This is a genomic window from Allosediminivita pacifica, assembly GCF_003054175.1.
GTDB classification, from domain to species: domain Bacteria; phylum Pseudomonadota; class Alphaproteobacteria; order Rhodobacterales; family Rhodobacteraceae; genus Allosediminivita; species Allosediminivita pacifica.
Genome location: NZ_QBKN01000005.1, coordinates 80,049 through 99,918, shown reverse-complemented (window position 1 = coordinate 99,918; position 19,870 = coordinate 80,049). Strand labels below are relative to the sequence as shown.

21 protein-coding genes are annotated in these 19,870 nt (G+C 66.3%); 2 read left to right on the top strand and 19 right to left on the bottom strand.

The window, feature by feature from the left end; genetic code table 11:
* Positions 1–43 precede the first annotated feature (43 nt).
* From C8N44_RS05395 to acuI, 5 genes are all read right to left on the bottom strand, one after another.
* Positions 44–1,246, bottom strand: a complete 1,203-nt coding sequence (locus tag C8N44_RS05395) for an aminotransferase class V-fold PLP-dependent enzyme (protein ID WP_107975155.1) — start codon at positions 1,244–1,246, stop codon at positions 44–46.
* An 85-nt stretch (positions 1,247–1,331) separates the two neighbouring features.
* Complete coding sequence (locus C8N44_RS05390) at positions 1,332–2,372, bottom strand: MFS transporter (protein WP_308421208.1); 1,041 nt, start codon at positions 2,370–2,372, stop codon at positions 1,332–1,334.
* Positions 2,372–2,572 (bottom strand): hypothetical protein, encoded by a 201-nt coding sequence (locus C8N44_RS24100; protein WP_308421207.1) that lies wholly within the window; start codon positions 2,570–2,572, stop codon positions 2,372–2,374. Before C8N44_RS24100 ends, C8N44_RS05390 begins: the two co-directional genes overlap by 1 nt.
* 114 nt (positions 2,573–2,686) lie before the next feature.
* Positions 2,687–4,339 (bottom strand): BCCT family transporter, encoded by a 1,653-nt coding sequence (locus tag C8N44_RS05385; RefSeq protein WP_107975154.1) that lies wholly within the window; start codon positions 4,337–4,339, stop codon positions 2,687–2,689.
* A gap of 237 nt (positions 4,340–4,576) precedes the next feature.
* Positions 4,577–5,569, bottom strand: a complete 993-nt coding sequence (acuI, locus tag C8N44_RS05380) for an acrylyl-CoA reductase (NADPH) (protein WP_107975153.1) — start codon at positions 5,567–5,569, stop codon at positions 4,577–4,579.
* 139 nt (positions 5,570–5,708) lie between these two features.
* Here acuI and C8N44_RS05375 point away from each other — a divergent pair, with 139 nt between their 5' ends.
* Both C8N44_RS05375 and C8N44_RS05370 read left to right on the top strand, forming a co-directional pair.
* Positions 5,709–6,485 (top strand): PDZ domain-containing protein, encoded by a 777-nt coding sequence (locus tag C8N44_RS05375; RefSeq protein WP_158274008.1) that lies wholly within the window; start codon positions 5,709–5,711, stop codon positions 6,483–6,485.
* A 213-nt stretch (positions 6,486–6,698) separates the two neighbouring features.
* Complete coding sequence (locus C8N44_RS05370) at positions 6,699–8,261, top strand: DEAD/DEAH box helicase (protein WP_107975151.1); 1,563 nt, start codon at positions 6,699–6,701, stop codon at positions 8,259–8,261.
* 82 nt (positions 8,262–8,343) lie between these two features.
* On the opposite strand, the gene C8N44_RS05365 is transcribed toward C8N44_RS05370, so the two are convergent.
* The 14 genes from C8N44_RS05365 to C8N44_RS23305 all read right to left on the bottom strand — a co-directional run bounded on the left by C8N44_RS05365 (position 8,344) and on the right by C8N44_RS23305 (position 19,867).
* Positions 8,344–8,772: an OsmC family protein gene (locus C8N44_RS05365; RefSeq protein ID WP_107975150.1), complete on the bottom strand. Its 429-nt coding sequence runs from the start codon at positions 8,770–8,772 to the stop codon at positions 8,344–8,346.
* A 118-nt stretch (positions 8,773–8,890) separates the two neighbouring features.
* Positions 8,891–9,547, bottom strand: a complete 657-nt coding sequence (locus C8N44_RS05360; RefSeq protein ID WP_107975149.1) for an HAD-IA family hydrolase — start codon at positions 9,545–9,547, stop codon at positions 8,891–8,893.
* Positions 9,544–11,211, bottom strand: a complete 1,668-nt coding sequence (locus tag C8N44_RS05355) for a ribonuclease J (protein WP_107975148.1) — start codon at positions 11,209–11,211, stop codon at positions 9,544–9,546. The genes C8N44_RS05360 and C8N44_RS05355 overlap by 4 nt, the downstream gene beginning before the upstream one ends.
* Positions 11,212–11,214: 3 nt before the next feature.
* Positions 11,215–11,985 carry a type III pantothenate kinase gene (locus C8N44_RS05350; protein ID WP_107975147.1) on the bottom strand — a complete coding sequence of 257 codons (771 nt, stop codon included), beginning with the start codon at positions 11,983–11,985 and terminating at the stop codon, positions 11,215–11,217.
* A gap of 12 nt (positions 11,986–11,997) precedes the next feature.
* Positions 11,998–12,738, bottom strand: a complete 741-nt coding sequence (locus C8N44_RS05345; protein WP_107975146.1) for a biotin--[acetyl-CoA-carboxylase] ligase — start codon at positions 12,736–12,738, stop codon at positions 11,998–12,000.
* Positions 12,739–12,825: 87 nt separating this feature from the next.
* A complete protein-coding gene (gene nuoN, locus C8N44_RS05340) occupies positions 12,826–14,265 on the bottom strand; it encodes an NADH-quinone oxidoreductase subunit NuoN (RefSeq protein ID WP_107975145.1) in 1,440 nt (479 codons plus the stop codon).
* 14 nt (positions 14,266–14,279) lie between these two features.
* Complete coding sequence (locus C8N44_RS05335; RefSeq protein ID WP_107975144.1) at positions 14,280–15,827, bottom strand: NADH-quinone oxidoreductase subunit M; 1,548 nt, start codon at positions 15,825–15,827, stop codon at positions 14,280–14,282.
* Positions 15,827–18,016, bottom strand: coding sequence for an NADH-quinone oxidoreductase subunit L (nuoL, locus tag C8N44_RS05330; protein WP_107975143.1), 2,190 nt, complete (start codon positions 18,014–18,016; stop codon positions 15,827–15,829). The genes C8N44_RS05335 and nuoL overlap by 1 nt, the downstream gene beginning before the upstream one ends.
* A 5-nt stretch (positions 18,017–18,021) precedes the next feature.
* Positions 18,022–18,327 carry an NADH-quinone oxidoreductase subunit NuoK gene (nuoK, locus tag C8N44_RS05325; protein ID WP_107975142.1) on the bottom strand — a complete coding sequence of 102 codons (306 nt, stop codon included), beginning with the start codon at positions 18,325–18,327 and terminating at the stop codon, positions 18,022–18,024.
* Between the two features lie 13 nt (positions 18,328–18,340).
* Positions 18,341–18,505 (bottom strand): hypothetical protein, encoded by a 165-nt coding sequence (locus C8N44_RS23315; protein WP_158274007.1) that lies wholly within the window; start codon positions 18,503–18,505, stop codon positions 18,341–18,343.
* Between the two features lie 51 nt (positions 18,506–18,556).
* Positions 18,557–18,709: a hypothetical protein gene (locus C8N44_RS23310; RefSeq protein WP_158274006.1), complete on the bottom strand. Its 153-nt coding sequence runs from the start codon at positions 18,707–18,709 to the stop codon at positions 18,557–18,559.
* Positions 18,706–19,308 (bottom strand): NADH-quinone oxidoreductase subunit J, encoded by a 603-nt coding sequence (locus C8N44_RS05320; RefSeq protein ID WP_107975141.1) that lies wholly within the window; start codon positions 19,306–19,308, stop codon positions 18,706–18,708. Before C8N44_RS05320 ends, C8N44_RS23310 begins: the two co-directional genes overlap by 4 nt.
* Positions 19,305–19,712 (bottom strand): carboxymuconolactone decarboxylase family protein, encoded by a 408-nt coding sequence (locus C8N44_RS05315; RefSeq protein WP_107975140.1) that lies wholly within the window; start codon positions 19,710–19,712, stop codon positions 19,305–19,307. Before C8N44_RS05315 ends, C8N44_RS05320 begins: the two co-directional genes overlap by 4 nt.
* A complete protein-coding gene (locus C8N44_RS23305) occupies positions 19,709–19,867 on the bottom strand; it encodes a hypothetical protein (protein ID WP_158274005.1) in 159 nt (52 codons plus the stop codon). Before C8N44_RS23305 ends, C8N44_RS05315 begins: the two co-directional genes overlap by 4 nt.
* Between the last annotated feature and the right edge of the window lie 3 nt (positions 19,868–19,870).

Below are 19,870 nucleotides of genomic sequence, written 5' to 3'. Positions count from 1 at the left end.
AGGCAGAGCTTAGCGCGCCGTGGCGAAGGTCAACGGCGCGCGGTCACAGCACCGCGTCGAGCGCCTTGATGAGCTGGTCGATCTCGGCCTTCGAGGTGTAGTGCGTGAACGAGAGCCGCAGCACGCCGCGGTCGGGATCGACGCCCATCGCCTTGAGCGCGCGGACCGCGTAGAAGTGCCCGCCCCCGGCCATGATGCCGTGTTCGGCCAGTTGCTGGGCGACCTCGAACCCCGGCCGGTCGAGCGCGACCGAGACCGTGGGCGCGCGGCGGATGGCCTCCGAGGGACCGAGCAGGCGCACGCGGTTGCGGTTCGACAGCGCGTCGAGCAGAGGTTGCAGGAGTTCGACCTCCCGGTCGCGCATCAACTTGGATGCCTCGTTCGGGGCCTTGCCGTGGTGGCTGGCCAGCGCGTCGAGGTAGTCGACCATGCCGGCGCAGGCGGCGACCTGCGCGTGGTCGGGACCGGCGGGGGTGAAGCGCTTGTAGAGCGTGTCGGCGTTGAACCAGTGCGCCTGGTTGGGCAGCGCCTCGCCCAGCGCGCGGCGGATCACCATGATGCCTTGGTGGGGACCGTAGGTCTTGTAGGCGGAGAAAAGGTAGATGTCGGGGCCGAGCGCGCCCACGTCCGGCAGCCCGTGGGGCGCGTAGCTGACCCCGTCGACGCAGACGAAGGCCCCGGCGGCGTGGGCCGCGGCGGTGATCTCGGTCACCGGGTTGAGCTCGCCCACGATGTTGGAGCAGTGCGGGAAGCAGACCAGCCGCACGCGTTCGTCCAGAAGCTTGTCGAGATCGGCAGGATCGAGGTGCCCGGTGGCGGGGTCGACGCGCCATTCGCGGATCTCGATGCCGTCCTCGGCGAGGCGGCGCCACGGGCCGGAGTTGGCCTCGTGGTCCTGGTCGGTGACGACGATGGCCTCGCCCGGGGACATGAACTTCCGGAAGGCCTGTGCCAGCACGTAGGTGTTGGCGGTGGTCGAGGGTCCGAAGCTGACCTCGTCGGTGTCGACCCCGAGGTGGCGGGCGAGGCCGGTGCGGGCCTCGTCCATCTCGGCGCCCGCCGCCTGCGAGGCGGGATAGGCGCCGTAGGGCTGCACCTTGCGGGCGTGGTAATAGCGGGTCAGCCGCTCGATCACCTGGGTGCAGGTATAGGAGCCGCCGGCATTTTCGAAAAAGGCCTGTCCCGCGAGGCTCGGTTCGTTGAAGGCCGGAAACTGGTCGCGGACCCAGTCGGTGTCGAAGTGCATGGCGGTCTCCTGTCTGCGTGCCGCGGAAGGAAGCCCATCGGGGCGGGTCCGGCAAGGGGGCGGTGATGAAAAAGCCGTGGGTCGGTCAGTCGAAGCGCAGGCGGAGGCGCGCGTAGAGGAGCAGGCCGAGGCAGGCGAGTGCGCCGAGGAGGTAGGGCGCGTGCAGTGCCGCCGCGCGGCCTAGGGGTGCCTCCAGCAGGGTCACGAGCGCGCCCGCGCCCAGCGCGCCGAAGGGCATCGCGCCCCAGCCGAAGAAGCGGTAGACGGAATTCACGCGCCCCAGCAGCGCGTCGGGAATGAGCCGCTGGCGGTAGCTGACGGTGACCACGTTCCAGAGCATGCCCGCCGCCGCCTCCAGAAAGAGCGCGAGACCGGTGAGTGTGACCGAGGCGCCGAGGCCGAGCAGCAAATGCACGAGCACGAAGCAGGTGAGTGCCGCAAGCAGGCTGGCGCGCATGCCGATGTGGCGGGCGACCCACGGCGCGAGCAGCCCACCCAGAACGCCGCCCCCTGCCCCGACGGTGAGCAGCAGACCGTAGCCGGTGGCGGAGAGGTCGAGGATCTCCTGCGCGTAGAGCACGAGGATGGTCATGCCGCCCACGAAGACCGCGTTGATGACGCCCAGCATGACGGCAAGCCGGAGGAGCTGCGGATTGGCGCGCATCCATGCCAGCCCTTCGCGCAGGGCGGCCCAGAAGCGGGGGCTTTCGGCGGGAAGGCGCGGCGGCAGCGCGATGAGCCAGACCAGCGCGGCAGACAGCGCGTAGACCGAGGCGTCGAGGCCGAAGGGCAGCGCGATGCCCGCCGCGATCAGCAGGCCCGCAAGCGGCGGGCCTGCAAACTGGCCCGCGACCTGCTCGGCGCTCCATATCTGGCCGTTGGCGCGTTCCAGATCGCCGGGCGCGACGAGCGCGGGCAGGATGGTCTGGGCGGCGTTGTCGCGGATGAGTTCGGCCGCGCCGAAGAGGAAGGCCATGGCGATGAGCGACAGGATCGGCCCGGGACCGACCTGCCCGGCGGGAAGATCCGGGCGTGAGAGGATCATGCCGAGGATGCAGGCCATGAGCGCAACGCGGACGAGATCGGCGCGCACCATCAGGAGCCGCCGGTCGGACCGATCGGTCATCACCCTGCCGGCAGCGCGAAGAGCAGCCACGGCAGGCGCTGCGCGGTGGCGACCGAGGCGATCAGAAGCGGATCCTGCGTGAGCAGCGTGGCGAACCACGGCAGGGCGACCATGGAGATGCCGTCGGCGAGGTTCGAGGCGGCGCTTGCCGACAGGAGCAGGCGGTAGTCGCGGTTCGTGAAGAGAAGCCCCGTGCGCATGTCCCTGCCCCGTCGGTTTTGGACAGGCTAGGAAGCGCGGCGGCGAAAGGCGAGTGCCCTTGCAAAGAAAAAGGGCGCCCCACGGGGCGCCCGAAGTTGGTCATGCAGTTTCGCTTACCCGCGCGGTTCCGACCGCAGGCCCTGCAGGGTCGCCCAGCAGAGGAACAGCAGCACGAAGGTGAAGATGATGCCGGTGGCATTCACCATGGCCTGCAGTGCGGTGAGACCGCCGCCAATGAGCAGCACGATCGCCACGATGCCCTCGGTCGTCGCCCAGAAGACGCGCTGCGCGGTGGGCGCCTCGGTCTTGCCGCCCGCGGTGATCGTGTCGATCACGAGCGAGCCGGAGTCCGAGGAGGTGATGAAGAACACCAGCACCAGGATGATGCCCAGCGAGGAGGTGATCATCGTCAGCGGCATGTCCCCGAACATCGCGAACATGGCGATCGAGTCGTTGTAGCTGCCGATCACGTTCTCGTAGACGCCGCTTTCGCTGCCCATGGCGAGAACCTGGGTGATCGCGGTGCCGCCGAAGGTGGCCATCCAGAAGACCGAGACGAGCGTGGGAATGAGCATCACGCAGGTGATGAACTCGCGCACGGTACGGCCACGGCTGACGCGGGCGATGAACATGCCGACGAAGGGCGACCAGCTGATCCACCAGGCCCAGTAGAACGAGGTCCAGCCTTCGCGGAAGCTGTCGTCTTCACGGCCGAAGGGGTTCGACAGCGGCACGACGTCCATCACGTAGTTCGACAGGCCCAGCCAGAAGTCGCTGAGGATCTGGAGCGTCGGACCGGCGAGGAAGACGAACATCAGCAGGATGAAGGCGAAGCACATGTTGATGTTCGACAGGAGCTTCACCCCGCCGTCGATGCCGCGCACGACCGAGATCAGCGCCACCGAGGTCACGCCGATGATGACGATGATCTGCGTGTTGAGCCCGTCAGGCAGGCCGAAGACGTAGTGCAGCCCCGAAGAGGCCTGCTGCGCCCCGAGACCGAGCGAGGTGGTCAGGCCGAACAGCGTCGCGAAAACCGCGATGATGTCGATGATGTGCCCGGGCCAGCCCCAGACGCGATCGCCCATCAGCGGGTAGAACGCCGAGCGGATCGAGAGCGGAAGCTGCTTGTTGTAGGTGAAGAGCGCGAGCGCGAGCGCCACGACCGCGTAGATCGCCCAGGGGTGCAGACCCCAATGGAAGATCGTCGCCGCGAGACCGCCCGCGCGGGCCGCCTGCACCAGATCCTGGTTGACGGAGCCGTCTTCGTTCAGCGGGCCCTCAAGGCCGAGCGGGCCGGAGACCTGCATGTGGTAGACGGGTTCGAGCACGCCGAAGAACATCAGGCCGATGCCCATGCCGGCGGCGAAAAGCATCGCGAACCAGGACAGGTAGCCGAAGTCGGGCTTGGCGTCGGTGCCGCCGAGACGGACCTTGCCCCAGGGGCTGACGATCAGGAACAGGCAGAAGAGGACGAAGACGTTGGCCGCCATCAGGAAGACCCCGTCAAAGGTCGTCGTGACGAAAGTGAAGAGCCAGTTGAACACCGCCGAGGCCTGATCCTGGAAGATCAGCGTGACAAGCACGAAGGCAACGGTGGTCAGCGACGAGATGAGAAATACGGGGTTGTGAATGTCGAAGGTAAGCGGGCCGAACTTCGGTTGAATGTTGTCCTGGCCTACCTCGTAGTCAGTATCGATGGTGTTGACCGCACCGTCTGGCGACGGGATGTCCAAACCATCATCGGACGACGTGGTATCGGTCATGGGCTTCCTTTCCCTCTCGGTTGCGTTCCGTGCGATGCGCCGGTCGGTCGTGCCCCTCAGGGCCGGGGCGCCGGGCAGCGAAACTATGTTTTCGTGGCGATTCCACGCGTCACAAGGGGCCGGCCTGCATGCGCCCGGCCAAACGCGCGAAACTGCTGCGCGGCGCTTCTGAGGCGTCCTGCACAACAGTAAAGTGGCGGAGAAACGCCGAAACTGCCACCCTCGTTCCGAAATAAATCAGGCGTTAACCTCTACGACGACCCGCCCGCGCACCTGACCGTTCAGAATTTCCGCGCCAAGCCGGGGCAGGTCCTCGAGCGTGGCGGGCTGGACCATCCCTTCGAGCAGGTCGAGCGGCAGGTCGGAGGCAACGCGCTTCCATGCCCGTTGGCGGTTCTCGAAGGGCTGCATGACGCTGTCGATGCCCAGGAGATTCACGCCGCGCAGCAGGAAGGGCACCACGGTCGCGGGCAGGTTCGCCCCGCCGGCAAGGCCCACGGCGGCGACGGAGCCGCCGTATTTCAGCTGGCCCAGCACGCGGGCCAGCATGGCGCCGCCCACCGCGTCGACGCAGCCGGCCCAGGTCTCGCTTTCGAGCGGGCGCTTGGTGGTCTCGTTGATCTCGTCCCGGGGCACGATGCGGGCCGCGCCGAGGCCCTTGAGGTAGTCCTCCTGCTCGGGGCGACCGGTGACGGCGGCGACCTCGTAGCCGAGGTTGGACAGCAGCGCGGTCGCCACGGAGCCTACCCCGCCGGCGGCGCCGGTAACCAGCACTTCGCCCTTGTCGGGGGAAAGCCCGTGATCCTCGAGCGCCATGACGGCCAGCGTCGCGGTGAAGCCCGCGGTCCCTACGGCCATCGCCTGGCGCGTGGTCAGCCCCTCGGGCAGCGGCACCAGCCAGTCGGCCCTGACGCGGGCCTTTTCCGCATAGCCGCCCCAGTGGGCCTCGCCCACCCGCCAGCCGGTCAAGACGACCTTGTCGCCGGGCTTGTAGCGGTCGTCGTCGGAGCTTTCGACGGTGCCAGCGAAGTCGATGCCGGGCACGTGGGGGTACTTGCGCACCAGCCCGCCGCCGGGGCCGATGCAGAGCCCGTCCTTGTAGTTGACGGTAGAATACTCGACCGCGACGGTGACATCGCCCTCGGGCAGGTCGCTTTCGGCGATCTCCTGAACCGCGGCAGATGTCTTGCCGGTCTCCTCGTCCTTCTCCACGACCAGGGCCTTGATCATTCCGCACCCCCTTCCCTTTGTTTATAACATGGCTGGAGAAGCCTTTCACGGGAGGCCCTGCCAGAGCAAGGCGGCGTTGTGCCCCTGCCCGTTTGCACGACGATTGCGGGCCCGACCGTTTGGCGCCATGCTGCCCGGGATGACCCGAGAGCCAACCTATCCTGGCGGCATGAACGCCCTTCTGGCGCAGATGGAAAACCGGCGCGACGCCTACGGGTATGCGCCGGGCGAAGGGCTGCCGGAGGCCGAGGTCACGCTCGCACCGCTTGCCGGGCGGATCGTGGGCGACCCGGCGCAGGACCCGACCGAGGCGCCCCCCTTCCGGTCCAGCTATCATCGCAAGCGGTTTGCGCTGCGGGACGAATTCGAGGGGCAGACGGAGCTTTGCTTTCTCAACGGGCTGCTGATCGCGCACCTGCGCAAGCGAAGCTGGCCTGGACAGGCGCCGGGCCTCTTCCTCAGGCTCTGGGCCACGTACGGCGGACACCTCCTTGTCAGGCTCGATCCCCGATGGCTGGTCAGCAGCGCGACCACTTTCGGCGACCACGGCGAAACACCGGCTCAGCGTTCGGTCGGGCTGGCGCTCTCCGCGCTCTTCGGTACCATGAAGCTCTACGAGAGCGAGCGCCTCTACAGCGGCCGCCGGGCGGACGAACCCTTTGGCCTGGACACCAAGGCCGACGGGCCGCTGCCGCTGAAGATGGATGCCGCCGCGCTGCGGCCGGGCGGGCTCGACGTGGAGATGCTGGGCCGTCTCTGGCGCGAGGCGGAACGTGATCCGGTCATCGCCCCGCTGGCCCATCACCTGCTCGAGATGCTGGTCGCGGACCGACGGACGGTGCTTGCGCGTCTCGGTGCAATGCGGCAAAGCAAGGAACGCGGCGCCGCCCCGATGGAGCCCGAGGGGCTCGCCTGAGACCACGCCCCATCTAAGATGTCTTACCGCCGCTGGAACCCTTCTGGGGTCCCGGCGTTCCGACACATCTCATCCGATTGACGCATGTGGCTTTTTTCCGTAAAGAACGCGGCAAGGGATGAGCAGGCGATAATAAGAGATGCCGGGCCAATACGGCCTTTTCCCCATCATGCGACGCGCGGGCCAGGTAAGTGTCCGCAAACACGGACACATATGACAAAATTCTCAGATCTTGACCTGAACCCCAAGGTTCTCAAAGCCGTCGAAGAGGCTGGCTACGAGACCCCCACACCCATTCAGGCGGGTGCGATTCCGCCCGCCCTTGCTGGCAAGGACGTCCTTGGCATCGCCCAGACGGGCACCGGCAAGACGGCAAGCTTCACGCTGCCCATGATCACCAAGCTGGCCCGCGGTCGGGCCCGGGCGCGGATGCCCCGGTCGCTGGTGCTCTGCCCGACACGGGAACTCGCCGCGCAGGTGGCCGAGAACTTCGACACCTACGCCAAGCACGTGAAGCTGACCAAGGCGCTTCTGATCGGCGGCGTCTCCTTCAAGGAGCAGGACCAGCTGATCGACAAGGGCGTCGACGTCCTGATCGCGACGCCGGGCCGCCTTCTCGACCATTTCGAGCGCGGCAAACTGCTGCTGACCGGCATCGAGATCATGGTGGTCGACGAGGCCGACCGCATGCTCGACATGGGGTTCATCCCCGACATCGAGCGGATCTTCAGCCTCACGCCCTTTACCCGTCAGACGCTGTTCTTCTCGGCCACCATGGCGTCCGAGATCGAGCGCATCACCAACACCTTCCTTTCGGCCCCCGAGCGGATCGAGGTTGCGCGGCAGGCCACGGCCTCCGAGACCATCGACCAGAAGGCCGTCTTCTTCAAACCCTCGCGGCGTGACCGCGAAGGCAGCGAAAAGCGCCGGGTCCTGCGCGAGCTGATCGAGTCCGAGGGCGACGCCTGCACCAACGCGATCGTCTTCTGCAACCGCAAGGTCGACGTGGACATCGTGGCGAAGTCGCTCAAGAAATACGGGCTGGATGCGGCGCCGATCCACGGCGATCTCGACCAGTCGCAGCGCACGCGCACGCTTGACGGGTTCCGCGAAGGCTCCATCCGGCTGTTGATCGCCTCGGACGTGGCGGCGCGCGGTCTGGACGTCCCTTCGGTGAGCCACGTGTTCAACTTCGACGTACCAAGCCACGCCGAGGACTACGTGCACCGCATCGGCCGGACGGGTCGCGCGGGCCGTGACGGGCGTGCCTTTACCATCGTCGTGCCGAAGGACGAGAAGAACTTCGAGGACGTGGAAAAGCTGATCCAGAAGGAAATCCCGCGCGTCGAGAGCACCGTGAAATCCGCGCCCGCCGCACCTGCGGCTGCCGAAGACGATACCGCCGCCCCCGCCGCGAGCGAAAAGCCCAAGCGCACCCGGACCCGTCGCCCTCGCAAGGCCGACAAGGCTGCGGTCTCCGACAAGACGACAGCCCCAGAGAAGGCAGCGGAGGCAGAGAAGCCGGCAGCGGCCGACGTGGCACCGGCGACGCAGGAGCCGGCCAAGGAAGCCCCCGAGTCCGCGCCCGAACAGGCGCAGCCCCAGCAGGCGGCCGCCGAACAGCGCAGCGAGGCCCCGCAGTCCAACAAGCCCAACCGCGGCGGCCGCTCGCGCGGGAACTCCGGTGGCGGCAAGCGCGACAACAACGTGGTGGGCATGGGTGATCACATGCCCGAGTTCATCGCGCTAAGCTTTGAGGAGCGCCGCGCCAGCTAAGGCAGCGCAGCTCCCTTGCGGAATCAAAAAACGCCCCGCGCATTGCGCGGGGCGTTTTTCATTTCGCCGTGCTGATTGGAGATCAGCTCACGAGCTTTGCATCCATCGTGATCTCGGCATTCATCAGCTTGGAGATCGGGCAGCCAGACTTCGCGGCGTTCGCAGCCTTGCTGAAGGCGGCTTCATCGGCGCCGGGCACCTTGGCGGTGACGTCGAGATGGATCTTGGTGACGGCAAAACCGTCATCTTTCTGCTCCAGCGTAACCTCGGATTTGGCATTGATCTCGTCGGCGGTCAGGTCGTCTTGGCCTAGGATCATCGAGAGAGCCATGGCGAAGCAGCTCGCATGCGCGGCGCCGATCAGCTCTTCAGGGTTGGTGCCGGGTTCGCCCTCGAACCGCTTGTTGAAACCGTACTGGGCCGAAGACAGCACGCCGGATTGGGTCGTGACCTCGCCGGTGCCGTCCTTGAGGCCGCCCTTCCAGATCGCGGAACCGTTCTTCTTGATCATGATCTCCCGTCCTTTCCATGTTTCAAGGATGTCAGGGGACGAACGTGGCGGTTGTCCACGGGGTTCCGAGGGCGTTTCGGAGATGGCCTGCGCCCGCCCCCGCGCCTCGGCTTGGCGATCAGCGACGGTCGTTGAGCTCGGCGACGAGGCCAGGCAGCGCGTCGAAATGATCGAAGGTCCGCCAGAAGGCGAGGTCCTCGACCGCAGCCTGGCGAATCCCCTCGGTGAAAAGCGCAAAGGGCACACCGGCGCGCCCCGATGTCTCGGCATCGATCTCGCTGTCGCCGACGTAGAGCCCCCGCTCTGACCCCAGGGTATCGAGACAATGCAGAAGCGGTTCTGGACACGGCTTGCGCTTGTCCAGCGTATCCCCCGCCACGATGCAGTCGAAGAGGGGCCCCAGCTCCAGCCGGTCGAGCACTGCGGTCATAGGCCCGCTGGGCTTGTTGGTCACGAGCCCGAGCGGCCGTCCCTGCCCCTTAAGCTCCTCCAGCGCGGCCCGCACGCCGGGAAAAAGCTCCGTCCGCTCGGCGGCCTTTGCGTAGAGTTCCAGGAAAGGGGGCAGAAGACGCTCCTGGTCCGAGGCCTTGAGCCCGCCCGCCGCGATCAGCCGCCGCAGGAAAACAAGCTCCCCGCGGCCCACGAAACTGCCGATCTGCGACTCTGGAAGGGGCGGACGCCCCTCCCCCTCAAGCAGGGTATTGGCTGCCCAGGTGATCCCGGGCAAGCTGTCGATGAGCGTCCCGTCGAGATCGAACAGGATCGCCCGGTTCATGCCACCCGACTGACGATGACCGTCACCTCGGGCTTCTTGCCGATCTCGTTGAGACAGCTCTGCCGCACGACCTTGCGCAGACCGTCCTCGAGCTTGTCGTCATTGGCAAGGACCTTGTTGCCGGCGCGTCCCATGAACTGCGAGAGATCCTCTTCGAGGACATCCACCAGTGGCGCATGGCTGCGCCCGGTTTCGGCCAGCCCCATGACGTCGCACCAGGGATCACCCATGGGCTCGTCGTCCTCGTCGAGGATGACGGTGACGATCACGTGTCCGTTCAGCGCCATCCGGATGCGGTCGCGCACGATGCCGTCGAGCGCCCCGATCTGCACGCTGCCGTCGAGGTAGGTGCGCCCGGTTTCGATGAATTCGACTGGCTGCGGGGCATTGCCCGAAAGCTCGACCATCGTACCGTTCACCGCGAGGATGCCGTGGCGACCGCGCGCGCTGGCAAGCTTCGTGTGCTCGCGCAGGTGGCGGTGTTCGCCGTGCATGGGCACCACGAACTGTGGCTTTACCACGTCGTGGAAGATCTCGAGATCCGGGCGGTTGGCGTGGCCCGAGACGTGGTAGCGGCCGCCGTCGTCGTCGACCACGTCCACGTCCTTCTCCGAAAACTGGTTCATGATCCGCAGGACGCCGCGTTCGTTGCCCGGGATGATCTTGGACGAGAAGAGGAACATGTCCCCTTCCTTGAGCTCGATCCCGTTATACTTGCCGCGGGCAAGCTGCGCGCTGGCCGCCCGGCGTTCGCCCTGGCTGCCGGTCACGATCAGCATGAGGTTCTCGCGCGGGATCTGGCTCGCTTCCTCGGCGCTGACTACCTTGGGGAAGCCGGTCAGCACGCCGGTTTCCTGAGAGGCCTCGATCATGCGGCGCATGGCGCGCCCCAGCAGGCAGACCGACCGCCCTGCCCGTTCGCCTGCCTCGGCCAGCGTCTTGACCCGCGCCACGTTGCTGGCAAAGGTCGTGGCGACCACCATCCCGCCGGCCTCGGTTAGCAGGCGCTCGATCTCGGGGCCGACCACGGCCTCGGACCGGCCGGGGCTGGTCGAGAAGACGTTGGTGGAATCGCAGACCAGCGCGCGCACGCCGGGCTTGGCGATCTCTTCCCACATCTCGGGATCCCAAGGCTCGCCCACGAGCGGGGTGCTGTCGAGCTTGAAGTCCCCCGAGTGGACCACCCGGCCCGCGGGGCTGTCGATGACCAGCGCCGAGCTTTCCGGGATCGAGTGCGAGATCGGCGCGAAGCCGACGGTGAAGGGGCCGACCTTCACGGTCTCGGGCCACTTCGACACTGTGGTCACCGCGTTTTCGCCCACGCCGTATTCGGCGAGCTTGCCGCGGGCGATGTTGGCGGTGAAGGCGCGCGCGTAGATCGGCACGCCAAGCTGGTCGTAGAAGTGGCCCACCGCGCCCACGTGGTCCTCGTGGGCGTGGGTGATGAAGATCGCGTCCAGCCGGTCGCGGTTCTCCTTCAGCCAGGTGATGTCCGGCAGGATCAGGTCCACGCCGGGTGTTGTGTCCATGTCCGGAAAGGTCACGCCCAGATCCACCAGGATCAGTCGTTCCTTGCCCGCCGGCCCGTAGCCGTAGACATATGCGTTCATGCCGATCTCTCCGGCCCCGCCTAGGGGCAGGTAGATTAGTCGGTCGCTGCTCATGGGTTATCCCCCGGTATTGTGCTTATGGATCACGGTCAGGCCGTGCATCGTCAGATCATCGTCATAGGTGTCGAACAGGGTCTCGGCTTGCTGGAACAGCGGCGCGAGCCCCCCGGTCGACACGATTTTCATGTCCCGCCCGCGCTCGGCGCGGATACGGTTGCAGATTTCGCGGACAAGGCCGACGTAGCCCCAGAAGACGCCCGACTGCATGCAGGCCACCGTGTTCGTCCCCACCACACGCTGCGGCTTGGAGATATCCACGTGCGGCAGCGCGGCGGCGGCCTGGTGCAGCGCCTCGAGGCTGAGGTTCACGCCGGGAGCGATCACTCCGCCCACGTAGGCGCCGTCGGTATCGACCACGTCGAAGGTGGTGGCGGTGCCGAAATCGACGACGATCAGATCGCCGCCGTAAAGGTCGTAGCCCGCCACGGTGTTCACCAACCGGTCGGGGCCCACCTGCGTTCCCGCGTCGACGCGCACATCGACCGGAAGCTCGCAATCGGGACGGCCCACCACGTAGGGGCGGGTGCCGAAATAGCGATCCGACAGGACCCGCAGGTTGAAGACGACCCGCGGCACTGTCGAGCTGATGATCACGTCGGTGATGTTCGCCTCGATCCCCTGGAATTCCATCAGGGTCGAGAGCCAGACGTAGTACTGGTCGGCAGTCCGCTGGTGTTCGGTCGCGGTGCGCCAGGTAGCGATGAACCGCGTGCCGTCCCAGATCGAGAAAACGGTGTTCGTATTGCCGCAGTCAATGGCAAGAAGCATGGCGCGCCCCGCTCAGAAAAACACATCCGCCGCGGCGATGCGCACCCGGCCCTCCGCCGTCTTTAGGACAAGATTGCCGTCATCGTCCACCGTCTCGAAGGTCCCGCGGCGCTCCTCGCGTCCCGTACGCGCCGTGATCACCTCGCCGACCCGCGCCGCGCGGGCAAGCCAGGCTTCGCGGATCGGGCCGAACCCGTAGGTGACAAGCGCCCCTTCGTGCCGGGCATAGGCCTCGGCCAGCGCGTCGAGCACACCCTCCGGCGAAAGCCGCACACCGGTTTCCGCCAGCACCGAGACCGGCGGCACGGCCCCCGGCTCCACCGCCTCCGCGCCCGGCGCCGCAATAAGGTTGACCCCCACGCCGATCGCCAGCGGGCCGCCCGGGCCCGCCGGGTACTCCAGCAGGATCCCCGCAACCTTGCCACCCGAGAGCAGCACATCGTTCGGCCATTTGAGAGAGAGCGCTGCCTCGGCCCGGGTCAGCGAGGCCAGCGCGTCATAGAGGGCCAGGGCGGCGACGAATGACCGGAGCGCAACCTGTCGCGCGTCGCCCTCGGGACGAAAGACCAGCGTGGCCGCGAAATTGCCGGGTGGGTTTGCCCAAGGCCGGCCCCGGCGTCCGCGTGCCGCCGTCTGGCGCAGGGCGCAGATCCATTCAGGACCCGCCAGCGTATCGGCCAGGCGCGCGGCTTCCGCATTGGTGCTGTCCACCTCTGCCAGCACCCGCCTACCGTAGCCGCCGGGCCAGCTCATAGGGAACGGCCCGGCGCTTCTTCTTGGCAGAAATATTCCGGGGGAGTCGCGCGGCAGCGCGACGGGGGCAGAGCCCCCTGTCCCCGATCAGTTGACAAGCGTGGCCGCCGCGGCTTCGGCCGCGCTCTCGATGCCGAAGAGGTTCACGACGCCCAGCACCATGATCAGCGCCGAAGCCATCAGGAACCCCGACAGCACGGGCGACCGCCCGCCGTCGAGCGCGTCCTCGCGGTCTTCGCCGAAGTACATGTAGTAGACGATCCGAAGGTAGTAGTAGGCACCGATCACCGAGGCCACAACGCCCGCGATGGCGAGCCAGGCAAGCCCGCCTTCGTAGGCGGCGCGCAGCACGTAGAGCTTGCCGAAGAAGCCCACCAGCGGCGGCACGCCCGCGAGGCTGAACATCAGCACCAGAACCGCCAGCGCCTTGCCCGGCTCGCGCTTGGAGTACATGCCAAGGCTGCGGATATCTGTCACCGGCTCGCCGTCACGCTCCATTGACAGGATGAAGGCGAAGGTGCCGACGTTCATGGTGACGTAGATCGCCATGTATACGAGCAGCGCCTGCACACCGAACTGCGTGCCCGAGGCGAGGCCCATCAGCGCGTAGCCCATGTGCGCGATGGAGCTGTAGGCCATCAGGCGCTTGATGTTGGTCTGGCCGATCGCGGCGATGGAGCCGAGGAACATCGACAGCAGCGACAGCAGCGCGACCACCTGGCTCCAGTCGCCCACGGCGCCGCCGAAGGCATCGTGCATGACCCGGGCGAACAGCGCCATCGCCGCCATCTTGGGCGCGGTGGCGAAGAAGGCCGTGACCGGGGTTGGCGCGCCCTCGTAGACGTCAGGCGTCCACATGTGGAAAGGCACCGCCGAGATCTTGAACGCGAGCCCGGAGATCAGCAGCACGAGGCCGAAGAGCAACCCGAGCGAGACACCCTCGCTTGCGACGGCCACGATGCCCTCGAAATGGGTCGTGCCCGCAAAGCCGTAGGTCAGCGACGCACCGTAAAGAAGCAGGCCCGAGCTAAGCGAGCCCAGCACGAAATACTTGAGACCGGATTCGGTCGACTTGGCGTTGTCGCGCCGCAGCGAGGCGACCACGTAGAGCGCCAGCGACTGAAGTTCGAGCCCCATGTAGAGCGCCATGAGATCGCCGGCGCTGACCATCATCATCATGCCGACGGCAGCGAGCGAAACCAGCACGGGATACTCGAACCGCAGGATACCACGGCGTTCCATGTAGCCTTCGGACATGAGCAGCACCGCCGCCGCCGACACCAGGATCGTCACCTTGGCAAAGCGGGCGAAGGCGTCGTCGATGAACATGCCGCTGAAGGCCGTGACATCGCCGCCCTGCCGCGTGCCAATCCAGGCCGCGAGCGCGAGGAAGATCGCGCTGGTCACCCAGACGAGCATCGGCGCCAGCTTGTCCTTGCCGGTATAGACCGCCCCGAGCATCGCCAGCATCGCAAAGACGGCGAGCAGGATCTCGGGCAGGATCACGTTGAAATCGGAAGAGATCATGACTGGCGTCTCCGTTAGTGACCGGCGTTGGCGACATGGAGAACGTCCTGCGCGTTCTCCACGGCCACGTCATATTGCGAGATCAGCGCCTCGACCGAGGGGCCGATCGTGTCGAGGATCGGCGCGGGGTAGACCCCGAAGAGGATGGTCGCCACCACAAGGGGGGCAAAGATCCACTTCTCGCGCCGGCTCATGTCTGTGATGCTGCGCAGGCTTTCCTTGATGAGGTCGCCCATGACCACGCGGCGATAGAGCCAGAGCCCGTAGGATGCCGACAGGATCACCCCGGCCGCGGCCACGGCTGCCACCCAGGTGTTGACCTGGAACACGCCCACCAGCGTCAGGAATTCGCCGATGAAACCGGAGGTGCCCGGCAGGCCGACGTTGGCCATGGTGAACAGCATGAAGATCAGCGCGTAGGCCGGCATGCGGTTCACGAGGCCGCCGTAGGCATCGATGTCGCGGGTGTGCATGCGGTCGTAGATCACGCCCACGCAGAGGAAGAGCGCGCCCGAGACGAAGCCGTGGCTGATCATCTGGAAGATCGCGCCGTCCACGCCCTGCTGGTTGGCGGCGAAGATGCCCATGGTCACGTAGCCCATGTGCGCCACCGAGCTGTAGGCGATCAGCTTCTTCATGTCCTCCTGCACCAGCGCGACGAGGCTGGTGTAGACGATGGCGATGGCGCTGAGCCACAGGACCAGCGGCCCGATCACCTCGGAGCCCACGGGGAACATCGGCAGCGAGAAGCGCAGGAAGCCGTAGCCGCCCATTTTGAGCAGGATCGAGGCGAGCACGACCGACCCGGCGGTGGGTGCCTGCACGTGGGCGTCAGGCAGCCACGTGTGCACCGGCCACATGGGCATCTTGACCGCGAAGCTGGCGAAAAAGGCGAGGAACATCAGGGTTTGCATCCCGCCCAGCACGTGGATGCCGAGCACGCTGAAGCTTTCGCTGGCGAACTCGTGGCTGAGAAGCGTCGGGATGTCCGTGGTGCCGGCGTCGGTGTACATGGCCACCATGGCGACCAGCATCAGCACCGAGCCGAGGAAGGTGTAGAGGAAGAACTTGAAGCTCGCGTAGATGCGGTTCTTGCCGCCCCAGATGCCGATGATGAGGAACATCGGGATCAGGCCGCCCTCGAAGAAGAGGTAGAAGAGCACAAGGTCCAGCGCCATGAAGACGCCGAGCATGAGCGTTTCCAGCAGCAGGAAGGCGATCATGTATTCCTTGACGCGGGTCTTTACCTCCCAGCTGGCGGCGATCACCAGCGGCATGATGAAGGTCGTCAGCAGGACGAACAGGACGCTGATGCCGTCGACGCCGAGCTTGTACTGCATGCCGAGCAGCCAGTCGGCCTCCTCGACCATCTGGAAGCCGGTGTTGGAGGCATCGAACTGCGCGAGGATGATGAGCGAGACGAGGAAGGTCGCGGCCGTCGCGATGAGCGCCAGCCACTTGGCATTGCGGTCCGCTGCCTCGCCCCCGCCGCGCAGGAACAGCGCGAGGATCGCTGCCGCGAGCGCCGGCAGGAAGGTGACGATGGATAGCAGGTTGTCCATTATTCCGCCCCTCCGGTGAGCGTCATCCAGGTGATGAGGAGCGCGATCCCCAGCACCATCGCGAAGGCATAGGTGAACAGGTATCCCGACTGTGCCCGGCCGGCGAGCCGCGTCAGGTAGGGCACGAGGCCCATGGCCACGCCGTTGATCGAACCGTCGATGACGTTGCCGTCACCGCGCCGCCACAGCAGGCGCCCCAGCCCCTTGGCCGGCTGAACGAAGACGAAATCGTAGATCTCGTCGAAGTACCACTTGTTCAGCAGGAAGAGGTAGAGCGGGCGCTGGTTGGCCGCGAGCCGGCCCGGGAGCGCCGGGTTCTTGATGTAGAACCAGTAGGCGGTGACGAAGCCGATGACCATCGCGATGAAGGGCGAGAGCTTCACCCAGACCGGCGAATGGTGGGCGTCGTCCATGACGTGGTTGTCGGGGTGCGTGTAGATCGCGCCCTCGCCCGGTGCGGGACCGGCAAGCGCCATGGCCTCGCCACCCTCGGCACCTTCGCCCTCGGCTGCGGCCTCGCCTTCGCTGGCCTCGCCCTCACCCGCGTCGGCACTGTCGGCCGCGGCGGTTTCCTCGGTCGCTTCGTCGGTCGCGGCTTCCTCGCCGTGATCGCCCGCGTCCTCGCCGTGGCCCTCGGAGGCCTCGGCATGGTGTTCGGGCACGCCGAAGAAGGCGTTCACGCGGGAGTGGTCGCCGAAGAAGCTGCCGTACCAGATCATGCCCGAGAAGATCGCACCGAGTGCCAGCACGCCGAGCGGGATGAGCATGACCGTCGGGCTTTCATGCGCGTGCTCGTGCGTGTGCTTGTCGCCGCGCGGCTTGCCGAAGAAGGTCAGGAAGATGAGGCGCCAGCTGTAGAAGCTCGTGAAGAGCGCGGCGATGACCAGCATCCAGAAGGCGTAGCCCCCTGCCGTGCCGGCCCAGGCGCTTTCGATCACGGCGTCCTTGGAAGCGAAGCCCGCGAAGCCGAACCAGCCGGTGAGCGGGATGCCGACGCCGGTGATGGCGAGCGTGCCGATCATCATGGCCCAGAAGGTGTAGGGCATCTTCTTGCGCAGGCCGCCGTAGTTCCGCATGTCCTGCTCGTGGTGCATCCCGTGGATGACCGAACCGGCGCCGAGGAACAGCATGGCTTTGAAGAAGGCGTGCGTGAAGAGGTGGAACATCGCGACCGGGTAGACGCCGACGCCCGCGGCCACGAACATGTAGCCGAGCTGCGAACAGGTCGAGTAGGCGATCACGCGCTTGATGTCGGTCTGCACGAGCCCGATCGTCGCCGCGAAGAAGGCGGTGGTCGCGCCAAGGAAGGTCACGAAGGCCGTCGCGTGCGGTGCGAATTCCATGATCGGCGACATGCGGCAGACGAGGAAGACGCCCGCCGTCACCATGGTCGCCGCGTGGATCAGCGCCGACACGGGTGTCGGGCCTTCCATCGCGTCCGGCAGCCAGGTGTGCAGGCCGAGCTGCGCCGACTTGCCCATAGCGCCGATGAAGAGAAGCACGGCCACGACCTCGGCCGCGTTCCACTCGGACCAGAGGAAGGTGATCTGCGTCTGCGCGATGTCGGGGGCGGCGGCGAAGATGTCATCGAAGCGCACGCTGTCGACGAGGAAGAACAGCGCCATGATGCCCAGCAGGAAGCCGAAGTCGCCGATGCGGTTGACCACGAAGGCCTTCATCGCGGCGGCGTTGGCCGAGGGCTTGCGGTAGTAGAAGCCGATCAGCAGGTAGGAGGCGAGGCCCACGCCCTCCCAGCCGAAGAACAGCTGGACGAGGTTGTCGGCGGTCACCAGCATGAGCATGGCGAAGGTGAAGAACGACAGGTAGGCGAAGAAGCGCGGCTTGTAGCTCTCCTCGCCCTCCTTGAAGTTCTCGTCATGCGCCATGTAGCCGAAGCTGTAGAGGTGCACGAGCGCCGAGACCGTGGTGACGACGATCAGCATGATCGAGGTCAGCCGGTCGAGGCGGATGGACCAGTCGGTGCTGAGCGTGCCGCTTTCGATCCAGCGCAGGACCTGGATGTGCTGCGCGTCGGGGCCGTGGCTGAAGAAGACGATCCAGCTGAAGAAGCAGGCGGTGAACAGCAGGCCCGTGGTGATCCACTGGGCGCCGCGGATCCCCGTGGCGCGCCAGCCGAAACCCGCGATCAGGGCCCCCAGCAGGGGGGCGAAGAGGATGATGCTCTCCATGGGGCTCAGCCTTTCATCATGTTGACGTCTTCCACGGCGATGGTGCCGCGGTTCCGGAAGAAGCAGACGAGAATGGCAAGCCCGATGGCTGCCTCCGCCGCGGCGACCGTCAGGATGAACAGGGTGAACACCTGCCCGACGAGGTCGCCCATGAAGGAGGAGAAGGCCACCATGTTGATGTTGACCGAGAGCAGCATGAGCTCGATCGACATCAGCAGGATGATCACGTTCTTGCGGTTCAGGAAAAGCCCGAAGATCCCGATGACGAAGAGCACTGCCGCCACCGTCAGGTAATGTTCAAGTCCGATCATGTCCCTCGTCCTTTTAGCTCGCGGTGGCCACGGCGCCGAACGCCAGCGAAAGAATCGTCATTGCGGAGGACGGCTGCGCGCGGCCCCGGCCCTTCCGGTTCAGCAGGTTCACGGCGATGGGGATCGACGCGGCCAGAAATATCGCCACCCAGCTTGCCCAGTGCATCGCCGTCTCCATTTTCCTTTCCGCGCGTCCTGCGCGGCCATCACGTTGCGCCTTGAAGCGCGGTTATTCGGGCCGGCGCAGACTGCGCCGTTGTTTCCACCAGCGGAGCGCCAGCCAGGTGCCCCCCGCCTTGACCGTCCAGAGCCCCACGAACCCCGCGAGCCCCAGCTTGGCCACCGGCCCTTCGGCGAGGGCCAGCAGGTCGGGCAGGTTCAAAGGCCCTGCCCCGGCTTCACATCGCGCAGTTCCATGGCCTTCTTCGGGTCGCGGTACATCTGCGCAAGCACGTCCTGGCGCTTGACCTCGGAGCGGTGGCGCAGGGTCAGGACGATCGCGCCGATCATGGCGGTCAGCAGGATCAGGCCCGCCAGCTGGAACAGCAGGAAGTACTGGTCGTAGAGGATCAGGCCGAGCGCCTTGGTGTTGTGCACGTCGCCCGGCGTCGGCTGGGCCATCTGGCTCGATGCCATGTCCGCGCTTTCCCATGCCCCGAAGGCGATGGCGAACTGCATCAGGATGACGATGCCGATCAGCAGCGCGAGCGGCATGTACTTGGCCATCTCGGCCTTGAGCTCGGCGAAGTCGACGTCGAGCATCATCACCACGAATAGGAAGAGCACCGCAACGGCGCCCACGTAGACGATGACCAGGAGCATCGCCACGAATTCCGCCCCGAGCAGCACGAAAAGACCCGCCGCGCTCAGGAAAGCGAGGATCAGCCACAGCACCGAGTGCACGGGGTTGCGGCTCATCACGGTGAGCAGCCCGCCGGCAATGGCGCTGATGGCGAAGAGGTAGAAGGCGAATGCGCTCATGTCTCGTCATCCTTGTCGTCGTCCATGACACCGCGGGCGAGGTCCATCGCCCGTGTCATGGCAGGAATGCCGGCGAACATCGACATCTGTGCGATGGTCTCGGCGATCTCGTCTTTCGTGGCGCCCGCCTCCATGGCGTGGCGCACGGTCATCCGCAACGGCGTTTCCGCCTGCGCACCCTGCATGGTCAGCCCCGCAAGGGTGAGCAGCAGACGCGTCTTGGCGTCCAGCCCTTCCTTGCTCATGCCACGGCCGAACCACATCTCCATGGCGTCCTTGGGCATGGTGGGCCAGATCTTCTCGAAGTTCGTCGGATCGAAGGTCGAGAGCGCCGGATTGAAGGCCTTCGCCATCTCCTGCGCCTGCGCCATCATCAGTTCGAACGGGGTCTTGGGATCGGTCATGCGGTGCCTCCCTGGGTGCGGATCGGCTCCAGCCATACCACATCCGCGCCCCGCAGAGGGGCCAGCTGGCGGTAAGCGCGGCTGCTTTCCCGTCCCTGTGCCCTCTTGGCGGCGGTCTGCCCTGTGCGGGTCAGCGTGGCTGCGAGGTTTTGCATGTC

Coding starts and splice junctions, on each gene's coding strand:
- C8N44_RS05395 (WP_107975155.1), bottom strand. CDS start 1,246: ATGCACTTCGACACCGACTGGGTCCGCGACCAGTTTCCGGCCTTCAAC.
- C8N44_RS05390 (WP_308421208.1), bottom strand. CDS start 2,372: ATGACCGATCGGTCCGACCGGCGGCTCCTGATGGTGCGCGCCGATCTC.
- C8N44_RS24100 (WP_308421207.1), bottom strand. CDS start 2,572: ATGCGCACGGGGCTTCTCTTCACGAACCGCGACTACCGCCTGCTCCTG.
- C8N44_RS05385 (WP_107975154.1), bottom strand. CDS start 4,339: ATGACCGATACCACGTCGTCCGATGATGGTTTGGACATCCCGTCGCCA.
- acuI (WP_107975153.1), bottom strand. CDS start 5,569: ATGATCAAGGCCCTGGTCGTGGAGAAGGACGAGGAGACCGGCAAGACA.
- C8N44_RS05375 (WP_158274008.1), top strand. CDS start 5,709: ATGACCCGAGAGCCAACCTATCCTGGCGGCATGAACGCCCTTCTGGCG.
- C8N44_RS05370 (WP_107975151.1), top strand. CDS start 6,699: ATGACAAAATTCTCAGATCTTGACCTGAACCCCAAGGTTCTCAAAGCC.
- C8N44_RS05365 (WP_107975150.1), bottom strand. CDS start 8,772: ATGATCAAGAAGAACGGTTCCGCGATCTGGAAGGGCGGCCTCAAGGAC.
- C8N44_RS05360 (WP_107975149.1), bottom strand. CDS start 9,547: ATGAACCGGGCGATCCTGTTCGATCTCGACGGGACGCTCATCGACAGC.
- C8N44_RS05355 (WP_107975148.1), bottom strand. CDS start 11,211: ATGAGCAGCGACCGACTAATCTACCTGCCCCTAGGCGGGGCCGGAGAG.
- C8N44_RS05350 (WP_107975147.1), bottom strand. CDS start 11,985: ATGCTTCTTGCCATTGACTGCGGCAATACGAACACCGTTTTCTCGATC.
- C8N44_RS05345 (WP_107975146.1), bottom strand. CDS start 12,738: ATGAGCTGGCCCGGCGGCTACGGTAGGCGGGTGCTGGCAGAGGTGGAC.
- nuoN (WP_107975145.1), bottom strand. CDS start 14,265: ATGATCTCTTCCGATTTCAACGTGATCCTGCCCGAGATCCTGCTCGCC.
- C8N44_RS05335 (WP_107975144.1), bottom strand. CDS start 15,827: ATGGACAACCTGCTATCCATCGTCACCTTCCTGCCGGCGCTCGCGGCA.
- nuoL (WP_107975143.1), bottom strand. CDS start 18,016: ATGGAGAGCATCATCCTCTTCGCCCCCCTGCTGGGGGCCCTGATCGCG.
- nuoK (WP_107975142.1), bottom strand. CDS start 18,327: ATGATCGGACTTGAACATTACCTGACGGTGGCGGCAGTGCTCTTCGTC.
- C8N44_RS23315 (WP_158274007.1), bottom strand. CDS start 18,505: ATGGAGACGGCGATGCACTGGGCAAGCTGGGTGGCGATATTTCTGGCC.
- C8N44_RS05320 (WP_107975141.1), bottom strand. CDS start 19,308: ATGAGCGCATTCGCCTTCTACCTCTTCGCCATCAGCGCCATTGCCGGC.
- C8N44_RS05315 (WP_107975140.1), bottom strand. CDS start 19,712: ATGACCGATCCCAAGACCCCGTTCGAACTGATGATGGCGCAGGCGCAG.
- C8N44_RS23305 (WP_158274005.1), bottom strand. CDS start 19,867: ATGCAAAACCTCGCAGCCACGCTGACCCGCACAGGGCAGACCGCCGCC.